The organism is Streptomyces calvus (assembly GCF_006782915.1).
GTDB classification, from domain to species: domain Bacteria; phylum Actinomycetota; class Actinomycetes; order Streptomycetales; family Streptomycetaceae; genus Streptomyces; species Streptomyces calvus.
Window position 1 is genome coordinate 316618 of record NZ_VCNP01000043.1, and the last position, 26841, is coordinate 343458.

The 26841-nt window shown below is 71.2% G+C and carries 23 protein-coding genes and 1 tRNA gene; 10 read left to right on the forward strand and 14 right to left on the reverse strand.

The features are described from left to right. The first annotated feature begins 105 nt into the window (after window positions 1-105). Genes galT through galK form a run of 3 tightly spaced genes read left to right on the forward strand, consistent with a single transcriptional unit; the run spans window position 106 to window position 3327 of the window. Window positions 106-1167 (forward strand): galactose-1-phosphate uridylyltransferase, encoded by a 1062-nt coding sequence (galT, locus tag FGW31_RS20385; RefSeq protein WP_142194869.1) that lies wholly within the window; start codon window positions 106-108, stop codon window positions 1165-1167. Further along, window positions 1164-2126, forward strand: coding sequence for a UDP-glucose 4-epimerase GalE (gene galE / locus FGW31_RS20390; RefSeq protein WP_142194870.1), 963 nt, complete (start codon window positions 1164-1166; stop codon window positions 2124-2126). Before galT ends, galE begins: the two co-directional genes overlap by 4 nt. A gap of 28 nt (window positions 2127-2154) precedes the next feature. Next, the gene (galK, locus tag FGW31_RS20395; RefSeq protein ID WP_142194871.1) at window positions 2155-3327 is read left to right on the forward strand and encodes a galactokinase; all 1173 of its coding nucleotides are present in this window, start codon (window positions 2155-2157) and stop codon (window positions 3325-3327) included. 87 nt (window positions 3328-3414) lie between these two features. On the opposite strand, the gene FGW31_RS20400 is transcribed toward galK, so the two are convergent. Next, complete coding sequence (locus FGW31_RS20400) at window positions 3415-3870, reverse strand: GNAT family N-acetyltransferase (RefSeq protein ID WP_182674958.1); 456 nt, start codon at window positions 3868-3870, stop codon at window positions 3415-3417. 291 nt (window positions 3871-4161) lie between these two features. Here FGW31_RS20400 and FGW31_RS20405 point away from each other — a divergent pair, with 291 nt between their 5' ends. Further along, window positions 4162-4929 carry a LuxR C-terminal-related transcriptional regulator gene (locus FGW31_RS20405; protein WP_142194873.1) on the forward strand — a complete coding sequence of 256 codons (768 nt, stop codon included), beginning with the start codon at window positions 4162-4164 and terminating at the stop codon, window positions 4927-4929. Here the strand turns inward: FGW31_RS20405 and tamR are convergent. After that, window positions 4888-5385 (reverse strand): MarR family transcriptional regulator TamR, encoded by a 498-nt coding sequence (gene tamR, locus FGW31_RS20410; RefSeq protein WP_142194874.1) that lies wholly within the window; start codon window positions 5383-5385, stop codon window positions 4888-4890. The genes FGW31_RS20405 and tamR overlap by 42 nt on opposite strands. Before the next feature lie 119 nt (window positions 5386-5504). Between tamR and FGW31_RS20415 the strand changes: the two genes are divergently transcribed. After that, window positions 5505-6347, forward strand: a complete 843-nt coding sequence (locus FGW31_RS20415; RefSeq protein WP_142194875.1) for a trans-aconitate 2-methyltransferase — start codon at window positions 5505-5507, stop codon at window positions 6345-6347. On the opposite strand, the gene FGW31_RS20420 is transcribed toward FGW31_RS20415, so the two are convergent. Both FGW31_RS20420 and FGW31_RS20425 read right to left on the reverse strand, forming a co-directional pair. After that, window positions 6332-7009, reverse strand: a complete 678-nt coding sequence (locus tag FGW31_RS20420; RefSeq protein WP_030870343.1) for a TetR/AcrR family transcriptional regulator — start codon at window positions 7007-7009, stop codon at window positions 6332-6334. The genes FGW31_RS20415 and FGW31_RS20420 overlap by 16 nt on opposite strands. Continuing rightward, window positions 7006-8019 carry an acyl-CoA desaturase gene (locus tag FGW31_RS20425; RefSeq protein ID WP_142194876.1) on the reverse strand — a complete coding sequence of 338 codons (1014 nt, stop codon included), beginning with the start codon at window positions 8017-8019 and terminating at the stop codon, window positions 7006-7008. The genes FGW31_RS20420 and FGW31_RS20425 overlap by 4 nt, the downstream gene beginning before the upstream one ends. A gap of 290 nt (window positions 8020-8309) precedes the next feature. Here FGW31_RS20425 and ppc point away from each other — a divergent pair, with 290 nt between their 5' ends. Continuing rightward, window positions 8310-11051, forward strand: a complete 2742-nt coding sequence (gene ppc, locus FGW31_RS20430; RefSeq protein ID WP_142194877.1) for a phosphoenolpyruvate carboxylase — start codon at window positions 8310-8312, stop codon at window positions 11049-11051. 73 nt (window positions 11052-11124) lie between these two features. On the opposite strand, the gene FGW31_RS20435 is transcribed toward ppc, so the two are convergent. The 7 genes from FGW31_RS20435 to FGW31_RS35075 all read right to left on the reverse strand — a co-directional run bounded on the left by FGW31_RS20435 (window position 11125) and on the right by FGW31_RS35075 (window position 16838). Next, entirely contained in the window at window positions 11125-11793 is a 669-nt protein-coding gene (locus tag FGW31_RS20435) for an LPXTG cell wall anchor domain-containing protein (RefSeq protein WP_142194878.1), read from the reverse strand. Between the two features lie 166 nt (window positions 11794-11959). Further along, window positions 11960-12448: a hypothetical protein gene (locus FGW31_RS20440; protein ID WP_142194879.1), complete on the reverse strand. Its 489-nt coding sequence runs from the start codon at window positions 12446-12448 to the stop codon at window positions 11960-11962. A gap of 125 nt (window positions 12449-12573) precedes the next feature. Further along, on the reverse strand, window positions 12574-13188 hold the full coding sequence (pth, locus tag FGW31_RS20445; protein ID WP_142194880.1) for an aminoacyl-tRNA hydrolase: 615 nt from the start codon (window positions 13186-13188) through the stop codon (window positions 12574-12576). A gap of 144 nt (window positions 13189-13332) precedes the next feature. After that, the gene (locus FGW31_RS20450) at window positions 13333-13932 is read right to left on the reverse strand and encodes a 50S ribosomal protein L25/general stress protein Ctc (RefSeq protein WP_142194881.1); all 600 of its coding nucleotides are present in this window, start codon (window positions 13930-13932) and stop codon (window positions 13333-13335) included. Between the two features lie 205 nt (window positions 13933-14137). Then, window positions 14138-15118 carry a ribose-phosphate diphosphokinase gene (locus FGW31_RS20455; protein WP_142194882.1) on the reverse strand — a complete coding sequence of 327 codons (981 nt, stop codon included), beginning with the start codon at window positions 15116-15118 and terminating at the stop codon, window positions 14138-14140. Window positions 15119-15206: 88 nt separating this feature from the next. Next, the gene (glmU, locus tag FGW31_RS20460; RefSeq protein WP_142194883.1) at window positions 15207-16652 is read right to left on the reverse strand and encodes a bifunctional UDP-N-acetylglucosamine diphosphorylase/glucosamine-1-phosphate N-acetyltransferase GlmU; all 1446 of its coding nucleotides are present in this window, start codon (window positions 16650-16652) and stop codon (window positions 15207-15209) included. Window positions 16653-16767: 115 nt separating this feature from the next. Further along, window positions 16768-16838 (reverse strand) — tRNA-Gln (locus FGW31_RS35075). A 378-nt stretch (window positions 16839-17216) separates the two neighbouring features. Between FGW31_RS35075 and FGW31_RS20465 the strand changes: the two genes are divergently transcribed. After that, entirely contained in the window at window positions 17217-18533 is a 1317-nt protein-coding gene (locus tag FGW31_RS20465; RefSeq protein WP_142194884.1) for a sensor histidine kinase, read from the forward strand. Window positions 18534-18571: 38 nt separating this feature from the next. Here the strand turns inward: FGW31_RS20465 and FGW31_RS20470 are convergent, their stop codons facing one another. Both FGW31_RS20470 and FGW31_RS20475 read right to left on the reverse strand, forming a co-directional pair. Next, complete coding sequence (locus FGW31_RS20470; RefSeq protein WP_142194885.1) at window positions 18572-19099, reverse strand: SUKH-3 domain-containing protein; 528 nt, start codon at window positions 19097-19099, stop codon at window positions 18572-18574. A gap of 39 nt (window positions 19100-19138) precedes the next feature. Continuing rightward, window positions 19139-19666, reverse strand: coding sequence for a YwqJ-related putative deaminase (locus tag FGW31_RS20475; RefSeq protein WP_142194886.1), 528 nt, complete (start codon window positions 19664-19666; stop codon window positions 19139-19141). A gap of 351 nt (window positions 19667-20017) precedes the next feature. Here FGW31_RS20475 and FGW31_RS20480 point away from each other — a divergent pair, with 351 nt between their 5' ends. The 3 genes from FGW31_RS20480 to FGW31_RS20490 all read left to right on the forward strand — a co-directional run bounded on the left by FGW31_RS20480 (window position 20018) and on the right by FGW31_RS20490 (window position 24867). After that, window positions 20018-21037, forward strand: coding sequence for an SMI1/KNR4 family protein (locus tag FGW31_RS20480; protein ID WP_142194887.1), 1020 nt, complete (start codon window positions 20018-20020; stop codon window positions 21035-21037). Window positions 21038-21045: 8 nt separating this feature from the next. After that, a complete protein-coding gene (locus FGW31_RS20485; protein WP_142194888.1) occupies window positions 21046-23781 on the forward strand; it encodes an SUKH-4 family immunity protein in 2736 nt (911 codons plus the stop codon). 201 nt (window positions 23782-23982) lie between these two features. After that, window positions 23983-24867, forward strand: a complete 885-nt coding sequence (locus tag FGW31_RS20490; protein WP_233288661.1) for a cellulose-binding protein — start codon at window positions 23983-23985, stop codon at window positions 24865-24867. A gap of 75 nt (window positions 24868-24942) precedes the next feature. Here FGW31_RS20490 and FGW31_RS20495 read toward each other — a convergent pair whose 3' ends face one another. Continuing rightward, a complete protein-coding gene (locus tag FGW31_RS20495) occupies window positions 24943-26457 on the reverse strand; it encodes an MFS transporter (RefSeq protein ID WP_233288662.1) in 1515 nt (504 codons plus the stop codon). Window positions 26458-26841: the final 384 nt, after the last annotated feature.

Here is a 26841-nt window from a genome sequence, read left to right on the forward strand (position 1 = left end):
TGGTGATGTTCTTTGTTTGATTGTGATCAGAGGCGTTCACTGGTCGGTTGTGGCGTGTTATGTTTGATTGTGTTGGAAGACTGGTGGGTGCAGAGGAGTACGGCAGTGAAGAAGACCTCGACCCGGCTGGCCGACGGTCGCGAGCTCATCTACTACGACCTGGGTGACGACACCGTCCGGGACGCCGTCGACCGCCGTCCGCTGGACGCCACCGTCACCACGTCCGAGATCCGCCGCGACCCGCTGCTGGGCGACTCCGTCGCGATCGCCTCGCACCGCCAGGGCCGCACGTACCATCCGCCGGCCGACGAGTGCCCGCTGTGCCCGTCCGAGGGCGACCGGCTGAGCGAGATCCCCGACTCCTCCTACGACGTGGTCGTCTTCGAGAACCGCTTCCCCTCGCTGGCGGGGGACTCGGGGCGGTGCGAGGTCGTCTGCTTCACCTCCGACCACCACGCCTCCTTCGCCCGGCTGAGCGAACAGCAGGCGCGGCTGGTGCTCGACGCCTGGACGGACCGCACCTCCGAGCTGTCGCATCTGCCCTCCGTCGAACAGGTCTTCTGCTTCGAGAACCGGGGCGCCGAGATCGGCGTCACCCTCCAGCACCCGCACGGGCAGATCTACGCCTACCCCTTCACCACCCCCCGCACCGCCCTGATGCTGCGCCAAGTGGCCGCGCACAAGGAGGCGACCGGTGGGGAGAACCTGTTCGACGCCGTGCTGGAGCGGGAACTGGCGGGCGAGCGGATCGTCCTTGAGGGTGAACACTGGGTGGCCTTCGTGCCGTACGCGGCGCACTGGCCCTACGAGGTCCACCTCTACCCCCGGCGCCGCGTGCCCGACCTGCTCGCGCTGGACGAGGCGGCGCGCACAGAGTTTCCCCAGGTCTATCTGGAACTCTTGAAGCGCTTCGATCGGATCTTCGGCGAAGGTGAGCCTCCGACGCCGTACATCGCGGCCTGGCACCAGGCGCCGTTCGGGCAGCTGGAGGAGTTCGAGGGCGTGACGCGCGACGACTTCGCGCTGCACCTGGAGCTTTTCACCATCCGCCGCACGTCCGGCAAGCTGAAGTTCCTCGCGGGCTCCGAGTCCGGCATGAACGTCTTCATCAACGACGTGCCGCCGGAGCGCGCGGCCGAGCGACTGCGGGAGGTAGCGAGTTCATGAGCGGGAAGTACCTGGTCACCGGGGGCGCGGGATACGTCGGCAGCGTCGTCGCCCAGCACCTGGTCGAGGCCGGTCACGAGGTCGTCGTCCTCGACAACCTCTCCACGGGCTTCCGGGAGGCCGTTCCCGCGGACGCCTCCTTCATCGAGGGCGACATCCGCGACGCCGCCAAATGGCTGGACCCGTCCTTCGACGGCGTGCTGCACTTCGCCGCCTTCTCACAGGTCGGCGAGTCGGTCGTGAAGCCCGAGAAGTACTGGGACAACAACGTCGGCGGCACCATGGCGCTGCTCGGCGCGATGCGCGAGGCGGGCGTGCGCCGGCTGGTGTTCTCCTCCACCGCGGCGACGTACGGAGAGCCGGAGCAGGTGCCGATCCCGGAGTCCGCACCGACCCGTCCCACCAGCCCCTACGGCGCCTCCAAGCTCGCCGTCGACCACATGATCACCGGTGAGGCGGCGGCCCACGGCCTGGGCGCGGTCTCCCTGCGCTACTTCAACGTGGCCGGCGCCTACGGGCGGTACGGCGAGCGCCACGACCCCGAGTCGCACCTCATCCCGCTCGTGCTCCAGGTCGCCCAGGGCCGGCGCGACGCCATCTCCGTCTACGGCGACGACTACCCGACGCCCGACGGCACCTGCGTGCGCGACTACATCCACGTCGCCGACCTGGCCGACGCCCATCTGCTGGCGCTGCGCGCCGCCGCGCCGGGCGAGCACCTGATCTGCAACCTCGGCAACGGCAACGGCTTCTCCGTCCGCGAGGTCGTCGAGACCGTCCGCCGGGTCACCGGGCACCCGATCCCCGAGGTGGTGGCCCCGCGCCGGGGCGGCGACCCGGCGGTCCTGGTGGCGTCCGCCGACACGGCACGCGAGAAGCTGGGCTGGAACCCGTCGCGCGCGGACCTCACGGGGATCGTCGCGGACGCATGGGAGTTCGCGCAGCAGCGCGCCAAGTAGAACGCAACGAAGGGTCAGGGGTCAGGGCATGAGCGAGTCCAGCGAGGTTGTCGCGGAGTCCGTCGCCGAGCGGTTCCAGCAGTTGTACGGGGGCGCGCCGGACGGGGTGTGGGCGGCACCGGGCCGGGTCAACCTCATCGGCGAGCACACCGACTACAACGACGGCTTCGTCATGCCGTTCGCGCTGCCGCACACCGTGGTCGCGGCGGTGTCCCGCCGGACGGACGGCGTACTGCGGCTGCACTCCGCCGACGTGGACGGCCCGGTCGTGGAACTGGCCGTGGACGCCCTCGCCCCCGAGTCCGACAAGAACTGGACCGCCTACCCGTCGGGCGTGGTGTGGGCGCTGCGCGAGGCCGGGCACGCGGTCACCGGCGCGGACATCCACCTCGCCTCGACGGTGCCGTCCGGTGCAGGCCTGTCGTCGTCGGCCGCCCTGGAGGTCGTCGTCGCGCTCGCGATGAACGACCTGTTCGGGCTCGGCCTGCGCGGCTGGCAGCTGGCCCGGCTGTGCCAGCGCGCGGAGAACGTCTACGTCGGCGCCCCCGTCGGCATAATGGACCAGACGGCGTCGGCCTGCTGCGAGGCCGGACACGCCCTGTTCCTCGACACCCGTGACCTCTCCCAGCGGCAGATCCCCTTCGACCTGGCCGCCGAGGGCATGCGGCTGCTCGTCGTCGACACCCGCGTCAAGCACAGCCACAGCGAGGGCGAGTACGGCAAGCGCCGCGCGGGCTGCGAGAAGGGCGCGGCCCTGCTGGGCGTCGACGCCCTGCGCGACGTCCCGTTCGCCGACCTGGACGCGGCGCTGGCGCGGCTGGGCGACGAGGAGGAGGTGCGCCGGCTGGTCCGCCACGTGGTGACGGAGGACGAGCGGGTGGAGCGGGTGGTGTCCCTGCTGGAGGCCGGCGACACCCGCGCCATCGGCCCGGTGCTGGTCGAGGGGCACGCCTCGCTGCGCGACGACTTCCGCATCTCCTGCCCGGAGCTGGACCTGGTCGTCGACACCGCCCTGACGGCCGGCGCGCTGGGCGCCCGGATGACCGGCGGCGGCTTCGGCGGCTCGGCCATCGTCCTGGCGGAGGAGGCGGACGTCCTCGCCGTCACCAAGGCCGTCGAGGAGGCGTTCGCGCAGGCCGGCTTCAAGGCCCCCCGCGTCTTCGAGGCGGTGCCCTCGGCGGGGGCCCGGCGGATGCGCTAGGCAGTCCCGGCCGGTCCCGTCCGTCGGTGGGCGGTCCCGCGGCGCCGGGAAGCGGACGGGAACGGCCGGACAGTCCCGTCGGGCCGCTCAGCCGAGCCGCTTCGTCAGGGTGAACTCCGTGATCCCCGGCGGGTAGTCGGGGATCACGCACACCACCTCGTAGCCGTGTTTGCGGTAGAAGTCCGGGGCCTGGAAGTCCCAGGTCTCCACGCGGGAGGCGGTGCAGGCGCGTTCGCCGGCGGCGACGCGTTCCGCCTGCGCCAGCAGCCGCGATCCGAGGCCGGCGCCCCGGTGGCGGTCGTCGACCCACAGGTAGGTGACGTGCAGCCAGGTCGTCCACGTGTGGCCGACCAGGCCGCCGGCCAGCTCGCCGTTCGCATCCAACGCCCACACGTGCAAAGGCGATTCGCGTTCGTCCGGGGTTCCGCGCAGCGCCCGCAGGTGCGGGGAGGCCGCGGTGTTCGTGTCCCGGAGCCGCCTGCGGAGCAGATCACGTCGGGCCTTGTCGACTTCTGTCTCAAGACGAAACATGCGGCACACCATAAACGCGTAAGGCCGCCAGTTCTGCACATCCCCTTCCGTTCCCGGCCCCCGCCCGTACGCTGAAACACAGCGCCGGTGGGGGCCGGCGCCGTTCAGGGGGCGAGACAGTCGGGTACGGCGTCCGGGGTGGGGTGGTGGCTGTCGCGCGGCGGCGGCCGTGCGGCCGCGACGGCCCGTCCCGCGTTCACCGGATGAGTGGCAGGGGCCTCGGCGCCGTACCCGCGCCGGTGTCGTCCTTTGACGATCGGGGTAAGTCCCCTGCTCCGCGAGGAGTTCGGGGAAGGGGGTTTCGTGGTACGCATTCGTGTCCTGGTCGTCGACGACCACCGCATCTTCGCCGAGTCACTGGCCGCGGCCCTGGCCGCCGAGCCGGACGTCGAAGTGTCGGCGGCCGGCAGCGGCCCGGCCGCGCTGCGCTGCCTGGAACGGGCGGCCGCGGAGGGGCGGCGGTTCGACGTGCTGCTCGTCGACGCCGACCTGGGCGGCACGGCGCCCGGCGGCCGGCCGGCCGTGCCCGTGCAGGCCGGCGACGAGGACGGCCTGGTCGACGGGATCTCGCTGGTCACCGGCGTGCGCTCGGCGTATCCGCAGGTGCGTCTCGTGGTCCTCGCGGAGAAGGACGACGCGGGCCGCGCCGCGGTCGCGCTGCAGGCGGGCGCCTCCGGCTGGGTCGCCAAGGACTGCTCGCTGAGCCGGCTGCTCACCGTCATCCGGGGCGTGCTGCGCGACGAGACGCATCTGCCGCCCGCCCTGCTCACCGGCGTACTGCGCGAACTGACCGCCACCCGCAAGCACCGCACCGAGAGCGAACGGCTCGTGGAGTCCCTCACCCCGCGCGAGCGGGAGGTGCTGCGGTGCATGGTCGCGGGACTGGGGCGCAAGGCCGTCGCCGAGCGCCTGTACCTGTCCCCGCACACCGTGCGCACCCACATGCAGAACGTCCTCGGGAAGCTGGGCGTGCACTCCACGCTGGCCGCGGTGGCCCTGGCCCGGCGGGCGGGCGTCGGGCCCGTCGACCTATCCGGGGATGTTGTCGAACGGGGCGGTCAGCCGGCGTAGCAGCCCGGCCAGTTCGCCGCGCTGCGCGCGGCTCAGCTCGGCGAGGATCGCGCGCTCCTGGTCCAGCAGCCCGGCCAGCGCCTGGTCGGCACGGTCGCGGCCCTCGTCGGTGAGGCGCACCAGGACGCCCCGCCGGTCACTGGGGTCGGGCAGCCGCTCCACCAGGCCCTTCTTGGCGAGGCGGTCGATACGGTTGGTCATCGTGCCCGAGGTGACGAGCGTCTGGGTGAGAAGCTGCCCCGGAGAGAGCTGGTACGGGGTGCCCGCGCGGCGCAGCGCGGTCAGGACGTCGAACTCCCAGGACTCCAGGCCGTGCTCGGCGAAGGCCAGCCGGCGCGCCCGGTCCAGGTGCCGGGCCAGTCTGCTCACCCGGCTGAGCACCTCGAGCGGTTCCACGTCGAGGTCCGGGCGCTCCCGGCGCCACGCTGCGACCAGCCGATCGACCTCGTCCTCCATGGCGATCAGTGTAGTGGTTGTGTCGATGTGAAGTCTCTTGATGTCGAGCATCTTGACGTCGAGATGGTAGGGCGGAGACGCTGGGTACCCGGCACTCCGCACCGCACCGGGAGGCATCCATGTCCGCGGCCGCCACCGACCCCACCTGGGACCCCGCCCAGTACCTGCGTCACGCCGGGCACCGCACCCGGCCCTTCGCCGACCTGCTCGCCCGCGTCCCGCAACTCCCCGGCGACCCGCCCCGCATCGCCGACCTCGGCTGCGGTGCAGGCAACGTCACCGCGCTCCTCGCCGACCGCTGGCCCACCGCCCGGATCACCGGATACGACAACTCGCCCGAGATGCTCGACCGGGCCCGCGCCGACCACGGGACCGGCAGGCTGGACTTCGTCCACGCCGACCTCCGCACCTGGACGCCCGAGGAGCCGTACGACCTGATCGTCAGCAACGCCGCGCTGCACTGGGTGCCGGGGCACGCGCAGCGGTTCCGCGACTGGATCTCCGGGCTCACCCCCGGCGGCACCCTCGCCTTCCAGGTGCCCGGCAACTTCGACGCCCCCAGCCACACCCTGCTGCGCGACCTGGCCGCCTCCCCGCGCCGCCGCGACCGCCTGTCCGGCGTCCTGCGCCACCAGGAGGCGGTGCTCCGCCCGGAGGACTACCTGGAGCGCCTGACCGCGCTCGGCTGCACCACCGACGCCTGGGAGACCACGTACGTCCACCTGCTGACCGGCGAGGACCCGGTCCTGGACTGGGTCGAGGGGACGACCCTGCGGCCCGTGCTGACCGCCCTCGCCGACGACCCCGAGGCGCGGGACGCCTTCCTCGCCGAGTACCGCACCGCCCTGCGGGCCGCCTACCCGGCCGGCCCCCACGGCACCCCGTTCCGCTTCCGCCGGGTCTTCGCGGTCGCCCGCACGCAGGCGGGACGGGGCGCCGCGGAAGGTCAGGACTTCCGGTGACCTATCAGCCGCGGCTTCGGCTCCAGGCCGTCCAGGCCGTGCCAGGCCAGGTTGACCAGGTGCGCCGCCACCTCCGCCTTCTTCGGCTTGCGCACGTCCAGCCACCACTGGCCGGTCAGGGCCACCATCCCCACCAGCGCCTGCGCGTACAGCGGGGCCAGCTTCGGATCGAAGCCGCGGCTCTTGAACTCGCGGCCCAGAATGTCCTCCACCTGGGTGGCGATGTCCGAGATGAGAGACGCGAAGGAACCCGTCGACTGCGGGATCGGGGAGTCACGGACCAGGATGCGGAAACCGTCCGTGTACTCCTCGATGTAGTCCAGCAGCGCGAACGCGGCCTGTTCGCACAGCTCGCGCGGATGGCCGGCGGTCAGCGAGCCGGTCACCATGTCCAGCAGACGACGCATCTCCCGGTCCACCACCACCGCGTACAGGCCCTCCTTGCCGCCGAAATGCTCGTACACCACCGGTTTGGAGACCCCAGCCTTCGCCGCGATCTCCTCCACCGACGTGCCCTCGAAGCCCTTCGCCGCGAACAGGGTCCGGCCGATCTCCAGCAGCTGTTGGCGGCGCTCCGCACCGGTCATCCGGGTGCGACGCGCTCGCCGCGGCTTGTCATTGCTCGGGGTGCTGCTGGAGTCGGTCGCCACGGCGACCATCATGCCGCCTCGACGGACTCCTTCCCCTGCCGGGAGCCGCCTTCCGCGGTGTTGCGGCGGGAATCGATACGGGAGCGTGACGGCCACCGCACGTCGTAGGCCCAGCCCAGCTGTTCGAACCAGCGGATCAGCCGGGCGCTGGAGTCCAGCTGCCACCGCTCCACACCGTGCCGCGCGGACGTCGGGTCGGCGTGGTGCAGGTTGTGCCAGGACTCACCGCAGGACAGCACCGCCAGCCACCACACGTTGCCCGAGCGGTCCCGCGACTTGAACGGACGCTTGCCGACCGCGTGGCAGATCGAGTTGATCGACCACGTCACATGGTGCAGCAGCGCCACCCGCACGAGGGAGCCCCAGAAGAAGCCGGTGAACGCGCCCCACCACGACATGGTGACCAGGCCGCCGATCAGCGCCGGCAGCGCCAGCGACAGCGCCGTCCACAGGACGAACTGCCGGGAGATCGCACGCAGCGCCGGGTCCTTGATCAGATCCGGTGCGTACTTGTCCTGCGGCGTCTGCTCCTCGTCGAACATCCAGCCGATGTGCGCCCACCACAGGCCCTTGATCAGCGCCGGCACCGTCTCCCCGTACTTCCACGGCGAATGCGGGTCGCCTTCGGCGTCGGAGAACTTGTGGTGCTTGCGGTGATCGGCCACCCAGCGCACCAGGGGCCCCTCGACCGCCATGGACCCGGCGATCGCCAGCGCGATCTTCAGCGGCCGCTTCGCCTTGAACGAACCGTGGGTGAAATGCCGGTGGAAGCCGATCGTGATGCCGTGGCATCCCAGGTAGTAGAAGAACACCAGCAGACCGAGGTCCAGCCAGCTCACCCCCCAGCCCCAGGCCAGCGGCACCGCCGCCACCAGCGCGAGGAACGGGACGGTGATGAAGAGCAGCAGTGTGATCTGCTCGATGGAACGCTTGCGCTCACCGCCGAGCGTGGCGGAGGCTACGGCGTCGTCGGACCGGGGTTGCTTCGGCGCTTCGTCGAGCACATCGGAGCGTGAGGTCATGCGTGTCCCCTGTGGGGTATGTGGACTGGGGGTGGTGCCGGGCCGTCGGGACCGCACAGCGTTCCTACGGTTCCGTAACCTACGGCATCGTAAGTATGGCAGTGCGTCGCTCGGCGGCAAGAGCCCGTGAGCCAGCGCGTCCGGGTCGACACCTATCCTTGAAGTCGGTCGGACAGCGCGGTCCGCTCTGATTTCTTCCCGGACGTCCGGCCCGCAGGCGGTGCACGCCGTGCGAGACGCCGTCCGGGTTCCCTCCCAGACGAGCTTCAACACTGCAAGGAGCCGCACCTGTGAGCAGTGCCGACGACCAGACCGTATCCACGGCGACCACGAGCAGCGAGCTGCGTGCCGACATCCGCCGGCTGGGTGACCTCCTGGGCGAGACCCTGGTCAGGCAGGAGGGCCCGGAACTCCTCGACCTCGTCGAAAAGGTCCGCCGACTCACCCGCGAGGACGGCGAGGCCGCCGCCGAGCTGCTGCGCGGTACCGAACTCCAGACCGCCGCGAAGCTGGTCCGCGCCTTCTCCACCTACTTCCACCTGGCCAACGTCACCGAGCAGGTGCACCGCGGCCGGGAACTGCGCGCCCGCCGGGCCGCCGAGGGCGGACTGCTCTCCCGCACCGCCGACCGCCTCAAGGACGCCGACCCCGAACACCTGCGCGAAACCGTCCGCAACCTCACCGTGCGGCCCGTGTTCACCGCCCACCCCACCGAAGCGGCCCGCCGCTCCGTCCTCAACAAGCTCCGCCGCATCGCCGCCCTCCTCGACACCCCCGTCATCGAGGCCGACCGGCGCCGCCTCGACACCCGGCTCGCCGAGAACATCGACCTCGTCTGGCAGACCGACGAACTGCGCGTGGTCCGTCCCGAACCCGCCGACGAGGCCCGCAACGCCATCTACTACCTCGACGAGCTGCACGCCGGCGCCGTCGGCGACGTCCTGGAGGACCTCACCGCCGAACTGGAACGCGTCGGCGTCCACCTCCCCGACGACACCCGCCCCCTCACCTTCGGCACCTGGATCGGCGGCGACCGCGACGGCAACCCCAACGTCACCCCCCAGGTCACCTGGGACGTCCTCATCCTCCAGCACGAACACGGCATCAACGACGCCCTGGAGATGATCGACGAACTGCGCGGCTTCCTCTCCAACTCCATCCGCTACGCAGGCGCCACCGACGAACTCCTCACCTCCCTCCAGGCCGACCTCGACGCCCTGCCCGAGATCAGCCCCCGCTACAAGCGCCTCAACGCCGAGGAGCCCTACCGGCTCAAGGCCACCTGCATCCGGCAGAAGCTGGAGAACACCAAGCTCCGCCTCGCCAAGGGCACCCCGCACGAGCCCGGCCGCGACTACCTCGGCACCGCCGAACTCCTCGCCGACCTGCGCATCATCCAGGCGTCCCTGCGCGAGCACCGCGGCGGCCTCTTCGCCGACGGCCGCCTCGCCCGCACCATCCGCACCCTGGCCGCCTTCGGTCTCCAGCTCGCCACCATGGACGTCCGCGAACACGCCGACGCCCACCACCACGCCCTCGGCCAGCTCTTCGACCGGCTCGGCGAGGAATCCTGGCGCTACGCCGACATGCCCCGCGACTACCGGGCCAAGCTCCTCGCCAAGGAACTCCGCTCCCGCCGCCCCCTCGCCCCCACCCCCGCACCCGTGGACGCGGCCGGCGAGAAGACCCTCGGCGTGTTCCAGACCGTCAAGCGGGCCCTTGAGGTCTTCGGCCCCGAGGTCATCGAGTCGTACATCATCTCCATGTGCCAGGGCGCCGACGACGTCTTCGCCGCCGCCGTCCTCGCCCGCGAGGCCGGCCTCATCGACCTCCACGCCGGCTGGGCCAAGATCGGCATCGTGCCGCTGCTGGAGACCACCGACGAGCTGAAGGCCGCCGACACGATCCTCGAGGACATGCTCGCCGACCCCTCCTACCGGCGCCTCGTCGCACTCCGCGGCGACGTCCAGGAGGTCATGCTCGGCTACTCCGACTCCTCCAAGTTCGGCGGCATCACCACCAGCCAGTGGGAGATCCACCGCGCCCAGCGCCGCCTGCGCGACGTCGCCCACCGCTACGGCGTACGCCTGCGCCTCTTCCACGGCCGCGGCGGCACCGTCGGCCGCGGCGGCGGTCCCACCCACGACGCGATCCTCGCCCAGCCCTGGGGCACCCTCGAAGGCGAGATCAAGGTCACCGAACAGGGCGAGGTCATCTCCGACAAGTACCTCATCCCGGCCCTCGCCCGCGAGAACCTGGAGCTGACCGTCGCGGCCACCCTCCAGGCCTCCGCCCTGCACACCGCCCCCCGCCAGTCCGACGAGGCCCTCGCCCGCTGGGACGCCGCCATGGACGTCGTCTCCGACGCGGCCCACACCGCCTACCGCAAGCTGGTCGAGGACCCCGACCTGCCGACGTACTTCCTGGCCTCCACACCGGTCGACCAGCTCGCCGACCTGCACCTGGGCTCGCGGCCCTCCCGCCGCCCCGGCTCGGGCGTCTCGCTCGACGGACTGCGTGCCATCCCGTGGGTGTTCGGCTGGACCCAGTCCCGGCAGATCGTCCCCGGCTGGTACGGCGTCGGCTCCGGCCTCAAGGCACTGCGCGAGGCCGGACTGGACACCGTGCTCGACGAGATGCACGAGCAGTGGCACTTCTTCCGCAACTTCATCTCCAACGTCGAGATGACCCTCGCCAAGACCGACCTGCGCATCGCCCAGCACTACGTCGACACCCTCGTGCCCGACCACCTCAAGCACGTCTTCGACACCATCCGCGCCGAGCACGAACTGACCGTCGCCGAGGTGCTGCGCGTCACCGGAGAGAAGGAACTCCTCGACGCCACACCGGTCCTGAAGCAGACCTTCACCATCCGCGACGCCTACCTGGACCCCATCTCCTACCTCCAGGTGGCCCTCCTCAAGCGCCAGCGGGACGCCGCGGCCGCCGGAGAACAGCCCGACCCGCTGCTCTCCCGCGCCCTGCTGCTCACCGTCAACGGCGTGGCGGCCGGCCTGCGCAACACCGGCTGACCCACGACGAAAGGGGTGCCCCCGAGCCGCGTACGAGCTCGGGGGCACCCCTGTTGTGCCGTCGGGACCGGCGTCAGGCGGCGGACCTCCGGCGGCGGAACATCAGGAAACCGCCCACGGCGAGCAGCGCGGCCGCCGCACCGGCCAGCAGACCCACCGGGGCACCGCTGCCGGTCTCGGCGAGGTCACCGGAACCGCCCTGCGCGGACGACTCCGCGACCGGGACGGCCGAGGACGAGGCGGACACGGAAGCGGCAGGCTCGGACGCAGCCGGCGCCGACGCGGACGCGGACGCCGAGGCGGACGGCGTGCCGCCCGGCTCCTCGGACTCCTTCCCGCCCTCGCAGTCCGACCAGAACACCTTGTGCTTGGCCGAACCCTTCTCGCCGTCGAAGTTCCAGAACAGCTTGTAGTGGCCGTCCGGCAGCGACAGGTCCTCGGTGCGGCCGTGACCGGACGCGTCCAGGACCAGGCTGTCCGACAGCACCGTCTCACCCTTGGTGCCGGCCGTCGGGGCCCACACCTCGATACGCCAGTCGACCTGCTGACCGGCATCGAAACCGAAGGCGTCCAGGTAGAAGTCGCACACGTGCGGCTCGTTGCGGCGCTGCTCCTCACCGGTCGAGACGTCGTGGATCTTGACCGTGCCGTCGTCACCCGGCGCGGCGTGCGCGGCGGGAGCGGTCAGGGCAACGGCAGAGAGCGCGACGGCGAATACGCCGACGCGAACAGGGGTACGCATGAGGCAGTCCATCTTCGAGTGACGACGGGGAAGATGTGGAGGGGGCGATTCAGCGTCCTGTCTCCCTGACCCCACGTCAAGCACGAACGTGCAACGCACAAATGCTTCACACACCGGGCCGCCGCACACACCCCCCGGCACACCCCCGAAGCATCGGCGAACCCCCTCAGACCACCAGAAAAGCCGCCGTCAGCAGCGCCGTCCCCGACAGCGCCAGCACCCACGCCGGCCGCGTCCGCAACAACCCGCCCGCCACCACCACCGACGCCAGCAGCAGCGCCCCACCCAACGGCACCCAGGCGTGCAGCACCCCGGCAGGACCCGAACGGACCGCCTCCCGGCCACCCGGCTTCAACACCACCGTGTAGGTCCGCCCCTCCTCCACGGCCACCGAGTTCTCCAGCACCACCTCGGCCCGCGGCTGCGACCCCTGCGACAACGGGCTGTACCGCCCCGTACACGCCTCCGCACCGCACCGCGTCACGGCAACCGTGCCGCGCTCACGCCCCTTCGTCAGCATCGCGTGCTGCGCCGTCCCCCACGACGCCCACACGCCCGCGATCAGGATCAGCGCCGTCACCACACCCATCGCCGCGAACCGGCCGAACCGCAGCACGGCGCGCGCACCACCGGAGGAGCTGACCGCAGAAGGCATGGCCGCGATCCTTGGCCATGACCTTGCGATCGGTCAACTCCCACGGGCCGCCACGGGGGACAAGTCAGCCGATGTACACATCACCCCACCACACCCGCCACACCACCAGGCACGCAAGCCACGCCTCAGGAGTTGTACGAACCCTGCGCCCGCTCCAACCCCTCGATCACCAGACACTCCACCGCATCCGCCGCCCGGTCCACGAAGTAGTCCAACTCCTTGCGCTCCGCCGACGAAAAATCCTTCAGCACGAAATCCGCCACCTGCATCCGCCCCGGCGGACGCCCGATTCCGAACCGCACCCGGTGGTACTCCCGCCCGAACGCCTTCGTCAACGACTTCAACCCGTTGTGACCGTTGTCCCCGCCACCCAACTTCAGCCGCAACGTCCCGAAGTCGATGTCCAACTCGTCATGAACCGCCACCACCTGCGCCACCGGAACCTTGTAGAACTCCCGCAACGCATTCACCGGCCCACCCGACAGATTCATGTACGACATCGGCTTGGCCAGCACCACCCGCCGGCTCCCCGGCCCCGCAGGCCCGATCCGACCCTCCACCACCTGCGCCTGAGCCTTGCCCGCACGCTTGAACCGGCCACCGATCCGCTCCGCCAGCAGATCCGCCACCATGAACCCCACGTTGTGCCGGTTCATCGCATACTCCGGCCCCGGATTGCCCAGCCCCACGATCAGCCAGGGCCCCACCGCACCCGCCGCCGCATCCGTCGTCACGTCCATGCCTCCTTCATACGCGCCACCACCGCGCCCCACGCACCCACGCACCCACGCCCACGCACCCACACGCACCCACGCGTCCTCATACACGTCGGCCGCTGCCCCGCACGGGAACAGCGGCCGACGAAACGACGACTACGAGAGGAATCAGGCCTCGGCGGCCGCCTCGCCCTCTTCCTCGGCACCCTCGGCGGGCGCCTCCTCGGCCTGCGCGGCCAGCACCTGCAGCACCACGGCGTCCTCGTCCACCGCCAGCGTCACACCGTTCGGCAGCGCGATGTCCTTGGCGTGGATCGACGCACCGGCCTCCAGGCCCTCCACCGACACCGTCACGCTCTCCGGAATGTGCGTCGCCTCGGCCTCGACCGGCAGCGCGTCCAGAACGTGCTCCAGCAGGTAACCACCCGGAGCCAGCTCACCCTCGGTCTGCACCGGGATCTCGACCTGAACCTTCTCGCCACGCTTGACCAGCAGCAGGTCCACGTGCTCCAGGAAACCCTTCAGCGGGTCACGCTGCACCGACTTCGGAATCGCCAGCTCGCTCGACTTGCCGTCGATGTCCAGCGCGATCAGCACGTTCGGCGTACGCAGCGCCAGCAGCAGCTCGTGGCCCGGGAACGTCAGGTGCAGCGGGTCCGAACCGTGCCCGTACAGCACACCCGGAACCTTGTTGTCACGACGGATACGACGGGCCGCACCCTTGCCGAACTCGCTGCGCGTCTCGGCGGAGATCTTCACCTCGGACATACTCACTCCTCGAAGTCAGAAACGGACGTGGTCACCCGGCCACGAACGGCCTGCTACGAAGAGCGCGTCGATAACGGACCACCGCACCGACTTCCGAAGAAGCAGCACGGCCTCCCTCGCCGAGCAACTGCATCAGTCTACTCGGACCGGGAGGCCGCACCCAAAACGATCACCGGGACCCCACAGGAACCCCGACGCAGAACCCTTACTGCTCGTCGAACAGGCTCGTCACCGAACCGTCCTCGAACACCTCACGCACCGCACGCGCAATCGTCGGCGCGATCGACAACACCTTGATCTTGTCCAGGCTCTCACTCAGCTCACCCGGAGTCGGCAGCGTGTTCGTGAACACGAACTCACTCACCTTCGAATTCTTCAACCGGTCCGCGGCCGGACCCGACAGCACACCGTGCGTCGCCGTCACGATCACGTCCTCCGCACCATGCGCGAACAACGCATCCGCCGCCGCACAGATCGTGCCACCGGTGTCGATCATGTCGTCCACCAGCACACACACGCGGCCCTTCACCTCACCGACCACCTCATGCACGGTGACCTGGTTCGCCACGTCCTTGTCACGCCGCTTGTGCACGATCGCCAACGGCGCACCCAACCGGTCGCACCAACGGTCCGCCACCCGGACACGACCCGCGTCCGGCGACACCACCGTCAGCTTCTCCCGGTCCACCTTCGCGCCCACGTAATCCGCCAGCAGCGGCAACGCGAACAGATGATCCACCGGCCCGTCGAAGAATCCCTGGATCTGATCCGTGTGCAGATCCACCGTGAGCAGACGGTCCGCGCCCGCCGTCTTCATCAGATCCGCGATCAGACGCGCCGAAATCGGTTCACGACCCCGGTGCTTCTTGTCCTGCCGCGCGTAACCGTAGAACGGCACGATGACAGTGATGGACCTGGCCGACGCACGCTTCAACGCATCGATCATGATCAACTGCTCCATGATCCACTTGTTGATCGGAGCAGTGTGGCTCTGGATCAGGAAACAGTCGGCACCACGGGCCGACTCCTGATACCGCACATAGATCTCGCCATTGGCGAAGTCGAAGGCCTTCGTCGGGACGACCCCGACACCCAGCTGGTGGGCGACCTCCTCGGCAAGCTCGGGGTGGGCGCGGCCGGAGAAGAACATCATCTTCTTCTCCCCGGTCGTCTTGATCCCGGTCACAGCACTTTCTCCTCAGAGGTGTCGCAGCAGGTGGGGGTGCGGATGTGCACTTATCACCGTACGCCGTGTCTGACGCAGCGGAATCCGGTCAGCCCTCCCCGGCCGACCCCCGAGAAGCCTCCTCGGCAGCCTTCGCGGCAGCGCTCCCCGGACGCTTCCGAGCCACCCAACCCTCGATATTCCGCTGCTGACCACGGGCCACAGCCAACGAACCCGGCGGCACATCCTTCGTGATCACCGAGCCGGCAGCCGTGTAAGCACCGTCCCCAATGGTGACAGGTGCCACAAACATGTTGTCCGACCCGGTCCGACAGTGCGACCCCACCGTCGTGTGATGCTTGTCCTGTCCGTCGTAGTTCACGAACACGCTCGCCGCACCGATGTTCGAAAACTCCCCGATGGTCGCATCCCCCACATACGACAAATGCGGAACCTTCGTACCCTCACCGATCGACGCGTTCTTCGTCTCCACATACGTACCGATCTTGCCCTTGCGCCCCAAACGCGTCCCCGGACGCAGATACGCATACGGCCCCACCGTCGCCTCGGCACCCACCTCGGCACCCAACGCCACCGTGTTGTCCACCCGCGCACCCGCACCCACCCGCGTATCCGTCAACCGCGAGTTCGGACCCACCTCCGAGCCCTCCGCCAGATGCGTCGCACCATGCAACTGCGTACCCGGATGAACGACCACGTCCTGCTCGAACGTCACCGACACATCCACCCACGTCGTAGCCGGATCAACCACCGTCACACCCGACAACATCGCAGCCGTCAACACCCGATCGTTCAGAATCCGACGCGCCTCGGACAACTGCACCCGGTTGTTGATCCCCGCGATCTCCCGATGATCACCGGCCACCGAAGCACCCACCCGATGCCCCGCCTCACGCAGAATCCCCAGCACATCCGTCAGGTACTCCTCACCCTGACTGTTGTCCGTCCGCACCCGCTTCAACGCATCCGCCAACAACGCCCCGTCGAACGCGAACACACCCGAATTGATCTCCCGGATCGCCCGCTGCTCCTCCGACGCGTCCTTGTGCTCCACGATCGCGATGACGGCACCGCTGTCGTCCCGCACGATCCGCCCGTACCCGGTCGCATCCGGCACCTCGGCCGTCAGCACGGTCACCGCGTTGCCGTCGGCGGAATGCGTGGCCGACAACTGCCGCAGCGTCTCACCGGTCAACAGCGGAGTGTCACCACACACCACCACCACGGTCCCGGACACGGAACCACCCAGCTCCTCCAGACCCATCCGCACGGCGTGCCCGGTGCCGTTCTGCTCCGCCTGCACGGCGGTACGCACTCCCGGGGCGATCTCGGCGAGGTGGGCGGTCACCTTCTCGCGGGCGTGACCCACGACGACGACCAGGTTGTCCGGCTGGAGTTCACCGGCGGCGGCGAGCACATGGCCCACCAGGGAACGGCCACAGATGTCGTGCAGGACCTTCGGTGTGGCCGACTTCATACGGGTGCCCTCACCCGCTGCGAGAACGACGACGGCTGCCGGGCGGTTGGCGCTCACGGGATGCCCTTCGGCTGTAATGGGGTGGGGGTTGACACCCGCAGGATACCGGGGGGCTGGTGGGGGGACATGAGTGCGGGCCCTGACGGAAATGTCAGGGCCCGCACCTGATGGGCTCCCGGGGGAGGACTCGAACCCCCATAAGTGACACCAAAAGACACCGTCTTGCCCTTAGACGACCCGGGATAGCTGTGTCCGGTTCGATGGATCGCCCGGACGGACAGCTCCTACTATGCCGTACCGCCAGCCTTCGATGCGACGGTACAGCTCGGCACCTTGCAGGACACTGATCACGAGGCAACCCCGGTAGCCGTCGCCGACGTTCTTGCGCCGTCGTAGCTCCACTGCCTGTCGGCGCAGGCTTTCGAAGTCGGCGTATCTGCCTGGTGTGTGTCACGTGCATACCGTCCGGGCGGAATGGCGTGTTCCCTGGTCGAACGGTGATCGGTTCAGCAGTTCGAGGGATTTCGAGTCGTACCGCATCCGAATGGTCACGCTTTGTGGTGGCGACTTGTGGGGGAAACTCGCCGGAAAAGCGGTTGGGGGCGCCCGTAGGCTGGACTCATGACCACGACGGGGGAAGACCATGTGACGGCCCGGGGAGGGCCGTGGTGGTGGGAGAGGCGCCGCAGTGCGGTGCTGGACGCGGGGCTTGCGGTGGTGTCCGCCGTGGAGTGCGGGCTGGAGGGGATTCCGTTCGCGCGGGAGGCGGGGATTCCGGAGGCTGCGGGGGTCGTCTTCGGGTTGCTGGCCGGTGTGGTGCTGCTGGTGCGGCGGAAGTGGCCGATCGCGGTGGTGCTGGTGGCGATCGCGGTCACGCCGGCGGCGATGGGCTTTCTGATGGGTGTGGTCGGCCTGTACTCGCTGGCCGCTTCCGAGGTGCCGCGGCGGATCATCGGTTCGTTGGCCGGGATGCAGCTGGTCGGTGTGCTGATCGTGATGTTCGTGCGGATGCGGCAGGACCTGGCGCGGGAGGACCTGGAGGTCGAGGACTGGATCGTGCCGTTCGCGTCGATCACGACGGCGCTCGGGATGACGGCTCCGCCGCTGCTGCTGGGGCTGTATGTGGGGGCGCGGCGGCGGTTGATGGAGAGCTTGCGGGAGCGGGCGGACAGTTTGGAGCGGGAGCTTCAGTTGCTCGCGGAGCGGGCTGAGGAGCGGGCCGAGTGGGCGCGGAACGAGGAGCGGACGCGGATCGCGCGGGAGATGCACGACGTGGTGGCGCATCGGGTGAGTCTGATGGTGGTGCATGCGGCGGCGTTGCAGGCGGTGGCGCGTAAGGATCCGGAGAAGGCGGTGAGGAATGCCGCTTTGGTGGGGGACATGGGGCGGCAGGCGTTGACGGAGTTGCGGGAGATGTTGGGGGTGTTGCGGGCCGGGGCGGACGGTGGGCGGGTGCGGGAGCGGTCGTCGGTGCCGTTGGCGGCGGTGGGGGCGGCGGCTGCGGCCGCGGCGTCTCGTGCGGTGGGTGAGTCCGACGGGGCGGGTGAGGGGCCGTGTTTGTCGGAGATCGGTGAGTTGGTGGGGCAGTCGGCTGCTGCGGGGATGGTGGTGGATCTGTCGGTGGAGGGGGAGAGCCGGGGGTATGCGCCGGAGGTGGAGTCGACGGCGTACCGGGTGGTGCAGGAGGCGTTGACCAACGTGCACAAGCATGCGGCGGGGGCGAAGACGTATGTGCGGCTTGCGCATCGGGTGTCGGAGATTGCGATGCAGGTGGAGAACGAGCCGCCGCCGGAGGTGGGGGCGTCGGCGGGGTTGCCGTCCGGGGGGAACGGGTTGGTGGGGATGAAGGAGCGGGTGTCGGCTTTGGGTGGGGTGTTTGTGTCGGGGCCGACGGAGGCTGGGGGTTTTCGGGTGTCGGCGGTGATTCCGGCGTCGTAGGCGGGTGTGCGGTTCGGGGGCGGGTTCTTCGGGTTGGTTCAGCCTGTGGTGAGGCGGGTGGGTTGGATGCCGGAGATCAGTGTGGTGAGGGCGTGGTCGACGGTGGGGCCGAGGTACCAGTCGCCGGTGTGGTCGAGGGCGTAGACGCGGCCTTGGAGGTCGATGGCGAGGAGGGCCTGGGTGTCGGTTTCGGCGCCGAGTGGGCTGACTTCGGTGTCGAGGGCGCGGCCGAGGTCGCCGAGGGTGCGGGCCATGTGGAGGCCGTGGAGTGGGTCGAGGTGGAGGGTGGCGGGGGCGACCTGGCGTCCGGGGCCGGTGGGGGTGAGGTGGAGTCCGCCGAATTCGGCCCAGGCTTCGACGGCGGCGGGGAAGACGGCGTGTCGATGGCCGGCGGGTGAGGTGTGGTCGCGCAGGGTGTCGGCCCAGATTTCGGCTTGTTTGATGTCCCAGCGTCCGGGTTGCCAGCCGGCGGCGCGGAGGGTGGCGTCGACGGGTACGGCGAAGCGGGGTGGGGTGGCGCCGCCCGGTGTGGGCGGGGTCGGGGAGGGGGCGCGGTCGGTGTGCATCTGCCCTTCGTTCGTCGGGGGCGTTCGGTGGTGCGGTGGTCAGTTGTCGGTGGTGGGGTCGACGAGGCGGACGCCGAAGTGGGCGCTGAGGGCGGTGCAGGCGCGGCAGGGGGTGGCGTAGCGGCCGTGGAGGGGGTCGCCGTCCTCGCGGATGCGGCGGGTGGTGAGTTTGGCGTGTTTGAGTGCTTTGCGGGCTTCGCCGTTGGTCATGGGTTTGCGTGCGGCGCGTTTGCTGCGGGCTGCGTCGGCGGTGGTGATGTGCCGGGAGATGAGGATGGTTTCGGCGCAGCGGCCGGTGAAGCGGTCGCGTTGGTCGCTGGTGAGGGTGTCCAGGAAGTCCTGGACGAGAGGGTGGAGCGCGGGGGGTGTGTCGCCGCGGGCGGGGGTGCCGGTGAGGGTGGCGCCGCGGACGGAGAGGGCGGCGGCGATGGTGGGGAGGATGCCGTCGCGGCGGTGGTGGAGGAGGGGAGTGTGGGGGGCGTCGTTGGTGCTCCAGCCGATGCGGGGGTCGCCGGAGCGGGGGTCGCCGGAGGGGCCGGTGTGCGGCCCTGTCTGCGTGACATTCATGATCATCATCCCCTCCCGAGCATCCCCCCGGAGGTCACAGAGTGCCAAATGCCCGGCCTGATGCGGAAGCTGGGGCGGGTGACACGCCCGGGTTCGGGTGAGCTGTCACGAGAGGGTGACGGGTGGTCACGGAAGCGGAGGGGTGGGTGACCGGTGCCCGGTGACCCGTGCGGTCGTACCGCATAGGCTGTCGGCACCGCGATCCCTGCGGTGATCCGCGCGATTGTGTGTGCGAGGGCTGTGGGGTCGTGGTGGTCAGTAGTCGAGACAGACGTGACAGTCGAATACGTTCCGTAGCGGTCCGATGGTGGGCGGCGCGGGTCGTACAGAGTGCCGCAGGGGGCAACCGCCATGACGACAGGTCGGCTCGGGCTGGGGGTTCCTCCCGGCCGCCAGGCTGGGGGGCACGCCGCGCCGCCGAACGCGGCGTACGCCGGGCAGGTCGTGCACTTCCCGGATCCGGTGCGGGCGGCGCGGCATCCGAGGGGGGTGCGGGTGGACGAGCGTGGTTACCCGGATTTCTCGCCCTATGCGCGTGCGGCCGCGGAGATCGCGGAGCCGCCGGAGGGTTTCGGTGTCGACGAGTTGCGGCTGACGGATTATGTGTCGGCGAACGCGGCGTTGGCGGCCAGTGGGCACGAGTTGTGGGACACGGTTCCGGCGGTGGCGACGCCGCACGGCTGGACGTGGCATCACGTGGTGGGGTCGCGGCGGCTGGAGCTGGTGCCGGTCGAGGTGAAGGCGTTGCTGCGGCATCACGGGGGTGTGGCGACGTCGGCGGTGGATCAGGGGAAGCGGGGGACGCGTCCGTTGCAGGAGACGCGTCCGGCGCATTTCGGGCTGCCGAAGTCGGGTGTGGCGGTGACGGAGTCGCAGGTGCAGGGTGTCGAGGAGGATCTCGGTTACCGGCTGCCGGGTGCGTACCGGTCGTTCCTCAAGGCGGCGGGCGGGTGTGCGCCGGTCGGGACGGCGTTGGACGCGGAGCTGGGTCTGCTGGTCGATCAGCCGTTCTTCACGGTGCGGGACCAGGCGGCGGTCAATGATCTGGTGTACGTCAACAAGTGTCTGCGTGACCATTTGACCAAGGACTTCCTGTGTGTCGGGTTCGTGCAGGGTGGTCTGCTGGCGGTGAAGGTGCGGGGCGAGCGGCAGGGGTCGGTGTGGTTCTGCGCGTACGACGATGCGCGGGATGTCGATCCGTCGTGGCCGCCGGCGGAGCGGGTGGAGCGGTTGCTGCTGCCGTGCGGTGACGATTTCGACGCCTTCCTGTCGCGTCTGGCGGGGTCGCCGCCGGAGTTGGAGACGGTGGCGAATCTGATGGTGGACGGCGGGTTCGCGCGTGCCGTTCCGGTTTCTTCCGCGGGGGAGTGAGCTCGGCGATGGTGACGTTCGCGCAGGCGCAGGAGCGTGCGGAGGAATGGGTCAACGGCGATGTGCCGTCGTACCAGCATCGTGAGGTGCGGGTGCGGGAGTTCGACCTCGGTTTCGTGGTGTGGGCGGAGGACCGTGCCGATGGGCCGCGTTCGGACGGGGGTGCGCAGCGGCTGGTGATCGCCCGGGACAGTGGTGAGGCGACGCTGTGGCCGGCGCTGCCGGTGGGTGAGGTGATCCGCCGGTACGAGGAGGAGTACGGCCGTGACGCGGCGGCGTCGGAGCCGGTGGCGGCGCCGGCGGCGCGGGTGGATCTGAACCAGACGTCGTTCCTGTTGAGTCCGCCGGAGTGGCTGCAGGAGGCGGCCGACCGGTTGGGGATTCCGGATCGGCGGGGGGAGTCGGCGGGGTCGGTTTCGGGGGGCGGGTCCGGGGCCGCTTCGGGGTCGGATGCGGGATCGGTCTCGGGGTCGGGCTCGGGCTCGGGCTCGATTCCTGGGTCGGGTTCCGGTGCTGATCCAGGTGCTGGTTCCGCGGGGTCCTCGGCTTCTTCTGGCTCTTCGGGTTCTTCAAGTTCTTCGGGTTCTTCGGGTTCTTCGGGGGTGGGTGTCGGGGGTGGGACTCCGGCGCCGGGTGTGCCCGCCGGTGCGGGGAGCGGTGCGGCGTGGCCCGCGGCCGGGGGGAGCGACTCCGGTTCGGAGGCGGGTGTGGCCGCGGGGGCGACTCCGTGGGCCGGTACGGACACCAACGCCGACGCCGGTGAGGACCGTTCCGTTCCGCTGCCGGAGACCGTGTTCGCGCCGCAGTTGAGCGTTCCCGGCGACGGCACTCCGCCGCCTCCGGCGACGCCGGAGGCGCAGACGGCGCTGATGGCGGGCGGCAGCGCGCTGCCGCCGACGGCCGTCGCGCCGGCGGTGCAGGAGCCCGGTGCGGGGCAGGGCGCGCCACAGTACGGCTACCCGCAAGGGCCGGGCGGTGCGCCCGGTACTCCTGCGCCGGGTGTGCCGACGCCGCCGCCGGCCGCTCCGGCGCCCGGGGAGCGGCCGCTCGCGCCGCACGCCGGGGACATCGCCGACGCCGCGACCAGCAAGGCGACGCCGCCGCCGCGCCGTGCGCCGGGTTCGGCGACTCCGCCGCCTCCGGGCGCCCCGGGTGTGCCCGGCAGCACGCCGCCGCCTCCGTCGGCGGCGCCGGCGGGGGGGGACGTACCGACGCAGCTGGTGTCGTCGCTCGGCCCGGAAGGGCCCGGCGGTCCGGTGACTCCGCCCCCGCCCGGCACGCCGACGCCTCCGCCCGGTGCTCCGACGCCCCCGCCTCCGCCCGGCGCGCCGACGCCTCCGCCGGGTGTGCCCGGTGCGCCCGGTGGGACGCCGCCCGGTGGTGTCCATCACGCGGCGACGATGCTCGCCGACCCGAGTGCCATGGGGCCGGGCGGGCCCGGCGTGCCCCAGCCTCCGGGCCCGCCCGGGGTGCCCGGTGCCCCGCAGCCGCCGGGACCGCCCGGTGCTCCGGGTGCCCCGCAGCCTCCCGTGCCTCCCGGTGCGCCCGGTGGTCCGGGGACCGCGGGTGGTCGTGGGCCGGTGCACCACGCGGAGACCATGCTGGCCGCGCCGCCGGTCGGCGGCCCCGGCACGCCTCCGCCGCCGGCTCCGCCCGGCATGCCCGGCGGCGCTCCGCCGATGCCGCCCGGCGCGATGCCGCCCGGCACGCCGCCGCCGGGAATGCCGGGTCGGCCGCCCGCGTACGGCTATCCGCAGCAGCCCGCCGGTCAGCCGATCGTCGGCCCCGGCTACCAGGCCGTGCTGCGCTACCGCGCGCAGGACGGCTCCGAGCAGCAGCTGATCCGGCGTTCGGCGCCGGGTACGCCGCACCCGGAGTGGCAGATCTTCCACGAGCTGCGCGCCATGAACGTCCCGCCGGACCAGGTGCTGGAGCTGCACACCGAGCTGGAGTCGTGCGAGCTGCCCGGTGCCTACTGCGCGCGGATGATCCGGGAGCAGTGGCCGCAGGCGCGGATCACGTCGATCGCGCCGTACGGCACGGACCACGCGAGCCGGCAGCAGGGGATGCAGCAACTGCTCGCCCATCAGGGTGAGTTGCACCAGGTGGCGGACGGTCCGGCGCGTCCCGCGCCGGTGCGTGTGCCGGTCCCGCCGGTGCAGCCGGCGCCGCCGGTCCCGCCCGAGGCCGTCGCGCAGGAGCTGGCCGGGGCGTTCGGGCCGGGCGTGTTCCGGTTCGAGCAGGCCGCGGTGTCCCGGCAGGGCGTGCCGCCGGTCGTGGCGCACACGCTGGTGGCGGCCGGGCTGCCGATGGACATGGGGCCGTTCTTCTGGGCGCAGGCCCAGCCGGGCCGTCCGGTGCCGACGCTGGCGGAGCTGGCGGCGGAGCGGGGCGTGCAGCCGGCCTCGGACGCGGGCTCGTACCTGGTGATGGGCAGCGACTTCGGCAAGGCCATCTGTGTGCAGTACGGCACGGCGAACATCGTCGCGGTGCCGGTGGAGGCCGGGCCGGGCGGTGCGCCGGTTCCGCCGCAGTTCGTGAACACCGGTCTGCCGGAGTTCGCGCGCTGTCTGGCGCTGCTCGGCCGGATGTGGCGGCTGCGGTTCGGGCTGAACCAGGAGCAGGCGGGCCGCTGGACCGTCGACTTCCAGGCGCAGTTGGCGGCGCTGGATCCCGCGGCGCTGGGTTCGCCGGAGAGCTGGTGGTCGGTGCTGTTGGAGCAGATGTGGGACGGGTTGCTGTGACCGCCGGTCGCTGAGTCCCGTGTGACGTGAGGAGCCGGGCCCGGTCGTCCAGACGACCGGGCCCGGCTTTTGCGTGCCCTCCTCGCGGAGTGTCGCGTTATGAACACTTCCTTGTGATCCATCAAGATGTGCGCGGTTCGTCCCGTTTCGTGCTCGGTCGTGGTGCTGGGCTACGTGCCGTCGGTGGAGAGGGGTTCGAGGGTGAGCAGCGCATCGGTGTCGTCGCAGGGCTTCGAGGTCGTGCGGGGGCGCGGCTACCGGCCCTTGCAGGTGATCGCGTACGTCGAGGCACTCTCGGACGATCGTGACGCCGCCTGGGAGCGGGCCGCGCGGCTCACCGTGCTCGCCCGGGAGATGGAGGAGGAGCTCGAGCTGCTGCGGGAGCGGGTGGCGGGGCTCGCGCCGCAGACGTACGAGTCGCTCGGTGAGGGCGCCCGGCGGCTGTTCGAGCTGGCGCAGGAGGAGGCGGCGGCCGTGCGGGAGGAGGCGCGGCAGTGGGCCCATGACGTCGTCGACCTGGCGCGGGACGAGGCGTCCGCCGTGCGGGAGGCCGCGCAGGAGTACGCCGGCGTGGTGCGTGCCGACGCCGACGAGGACGCCCGGCAGCGGCTGCTCGCGGCCCGCGCACAGGCGGACGGGATCCGGATCGACGCCCGCGCGGAGGTGAAGGAGAAGCGCGGGGAGCTGCTGGCCGAGTTGAGGGAGAAGCGCGGGCGCACCTCCGAACTGCTCGCCGAGCGGGCCGGGGAGGAGGCGCGGCGGCTGGACGAGGCGGAGCGCGAGGAGGCCGCCCGGGTGGCCGCGCTGGACGCCCGGCACGCGGAGGCGGAGGAACGGGCCGAGGATGCGCTGGCCGAGGCGCGGCGCGTCTACGCCGCCGCGGAGGAGGGGGCCCGGCGCCGCGCCGAGGAGGCGGAGGAGCACGCGGCGCAGGTGCTGGCCGAGGCGCACGCCCGCGCGGAGGGCATCGCGCGGGAGACCGAGCGGGTGCTGCGCGATCACGCCGAGCGGCGGGAGGAGGTGCAGACGCACATGGACCACGTGCGCGCCAGCCTCAGCGCGCTGACCGGCCGGGTGGTGGACTGAGCCGCACGGCCTCCCGGTCACCGGTGTGCGCGGGTTCGCGCCGCTGAGGCCGTTGCGGCCGTCGTGCGGGCGCCGTCACGGCGATGACGGCTCCGGCTGGTCCTCGAGGACCGGGAACCTGCGCGGCGCGAGCACCAGCAGGACGAGGAACGCCAGCGCCGCCGCGCCCGCCGCGCCCAGGTACACGGCGTGCACGGCGTCCGCGACGGCCCGGCGGGTCGCTTCGGGCACCGCGCCCACGTCCAGCGCGTGGGTGACGGAGTCCAGGTCGCCGGCGCCGCCGAGCCGGGCGGCCAGGACGCCGTTGGCGACCGCGCCGAACAGGGCCGCCCCGACGGTCTGGCCGGTCTGCCGGCAGAACAGGATCGACGCGGTCGCCGTGCCCCGCTCCTCCCACGCCACCGACGACTGCACCCCGATGATCAGCGGCAGTTGGAACAGTCCGAGCGCCGCGCCCAGCAGGCACATCAGCAGGGCTGGCTGCCACGCCCGGCCGGGATACGGCAGGAAGGGGAAGGCGAAGAGGACCAGCGCGGCCGCGCCGATGCCGAGCATCGCCGTGTTGCGGAAACCGATACGGCGGTACACGTGCTGGCTGAGGGCGGCCGAGACCGGCCAGGTCAGCGTCCATACGGACAGCACGAATCCGGCCGCCACGGGCGCCAGGCCGAGCACCGACTGCGCGTAGGTGGGCAGGAAGACGGTCGGGGCGACCATCAGCAGACCCAGCGCGCCCAGCGCCAGATTGACCGCGGCGATCGTGCGGCGGCGCCACACCCAGCCCGGGATGATGGGCTCCGCCGCACGGCGTTCCACGACGACCACGACGACGAGCAGCGCGATGCCCGCCCCGAACAGCGCGAGCGACGGCGCCGACAGCCAGGGCCAGGCGACCCCGCCCTGCACGAGGCCGGTCAGGAGGACACCGCCGCAGGCGAAGATCGCGCAGGCGCCCGCCCAGTCGACCCGTGTCCGGCCGCGTGCCTCCCGCTCGGACTCGTGCAGGTGACGGACGATCAGCCACAACGCCACCGCGCCGACGGGCAGGTTGACGAGGAAGATCCAGCGCCAGTCGGCGTAGCCGGCGAGCAGCCCGCCGACGCCGGGACCGGCCACCGCGGAGACCGCCCACACGGTGGACAGCCGGGCCTGGATCTTCGGCCGCTCCTCGAGCGGGTACAGGTCGGCGGCGAGTGTCTGCACCGTGCCCTGCAGCGCGCCGCCGCCCAGCCCCTGCACCACCCGGAACGCCACCAGCGCCGCCATGTTCCAGGCCAGCGCGCACAGCAGCGAGCCCAGCAGGAACAGCGCGGCGCCCGCCACCAGGACCGGTTTGCGGCCGAAGGTGTCGGAGAGCTTGCCGTAGACCGGCAGGGAGACCGTCACGGCGAGGAGATAGCCGGAGAACAGCCAGGAGAAGTAGGAGAACCCGCCGAGGTCGCCGACGATCTGCGGGACCGCCGTGGAGACGATGGTGGAGTCGAGCGCCGCCAGCGCCATCGCCAGCATCAGTGCGGCGACGACGGCCCCGCGCCGCCCGCCCGCCTCGGATCGTCGGCCGTCGCGTGTGACCGGTCTGGTGCTGCCCACCCCTGGAGTCCCTTCCTCGCGGTTTCGTGCCCCCTGCACCTGTCTGCCGCCGCACAGCTTCCCACCCGGCCCGCCCGCCGCCCGACCGCCACCCCTCGACGGCGTGCTTCGCGCGGACCCTTGCGGTCCGGGCGGCGCAAGGGCGGAGGGCGGGTGGACCGTCAGGAGGAGTCGACCCCGAGACGGACTCCACCCGCCGGTGGACTGCCCCTAGGGGTACCTCCGTACTACGGCTCGGGGAGGGTTCGTACCGGCGGAGGACGAGAGGCGCAAGGGCCGGTCCTTAACCTGGCTTTACGCCGTCGGGGGGCGGTAGGCACAGCGCCGGGGGTGGGGTTTTCCTCAGGAGAAGACTGCGTTGAACACCAGGGCGGCCGGCCCCTG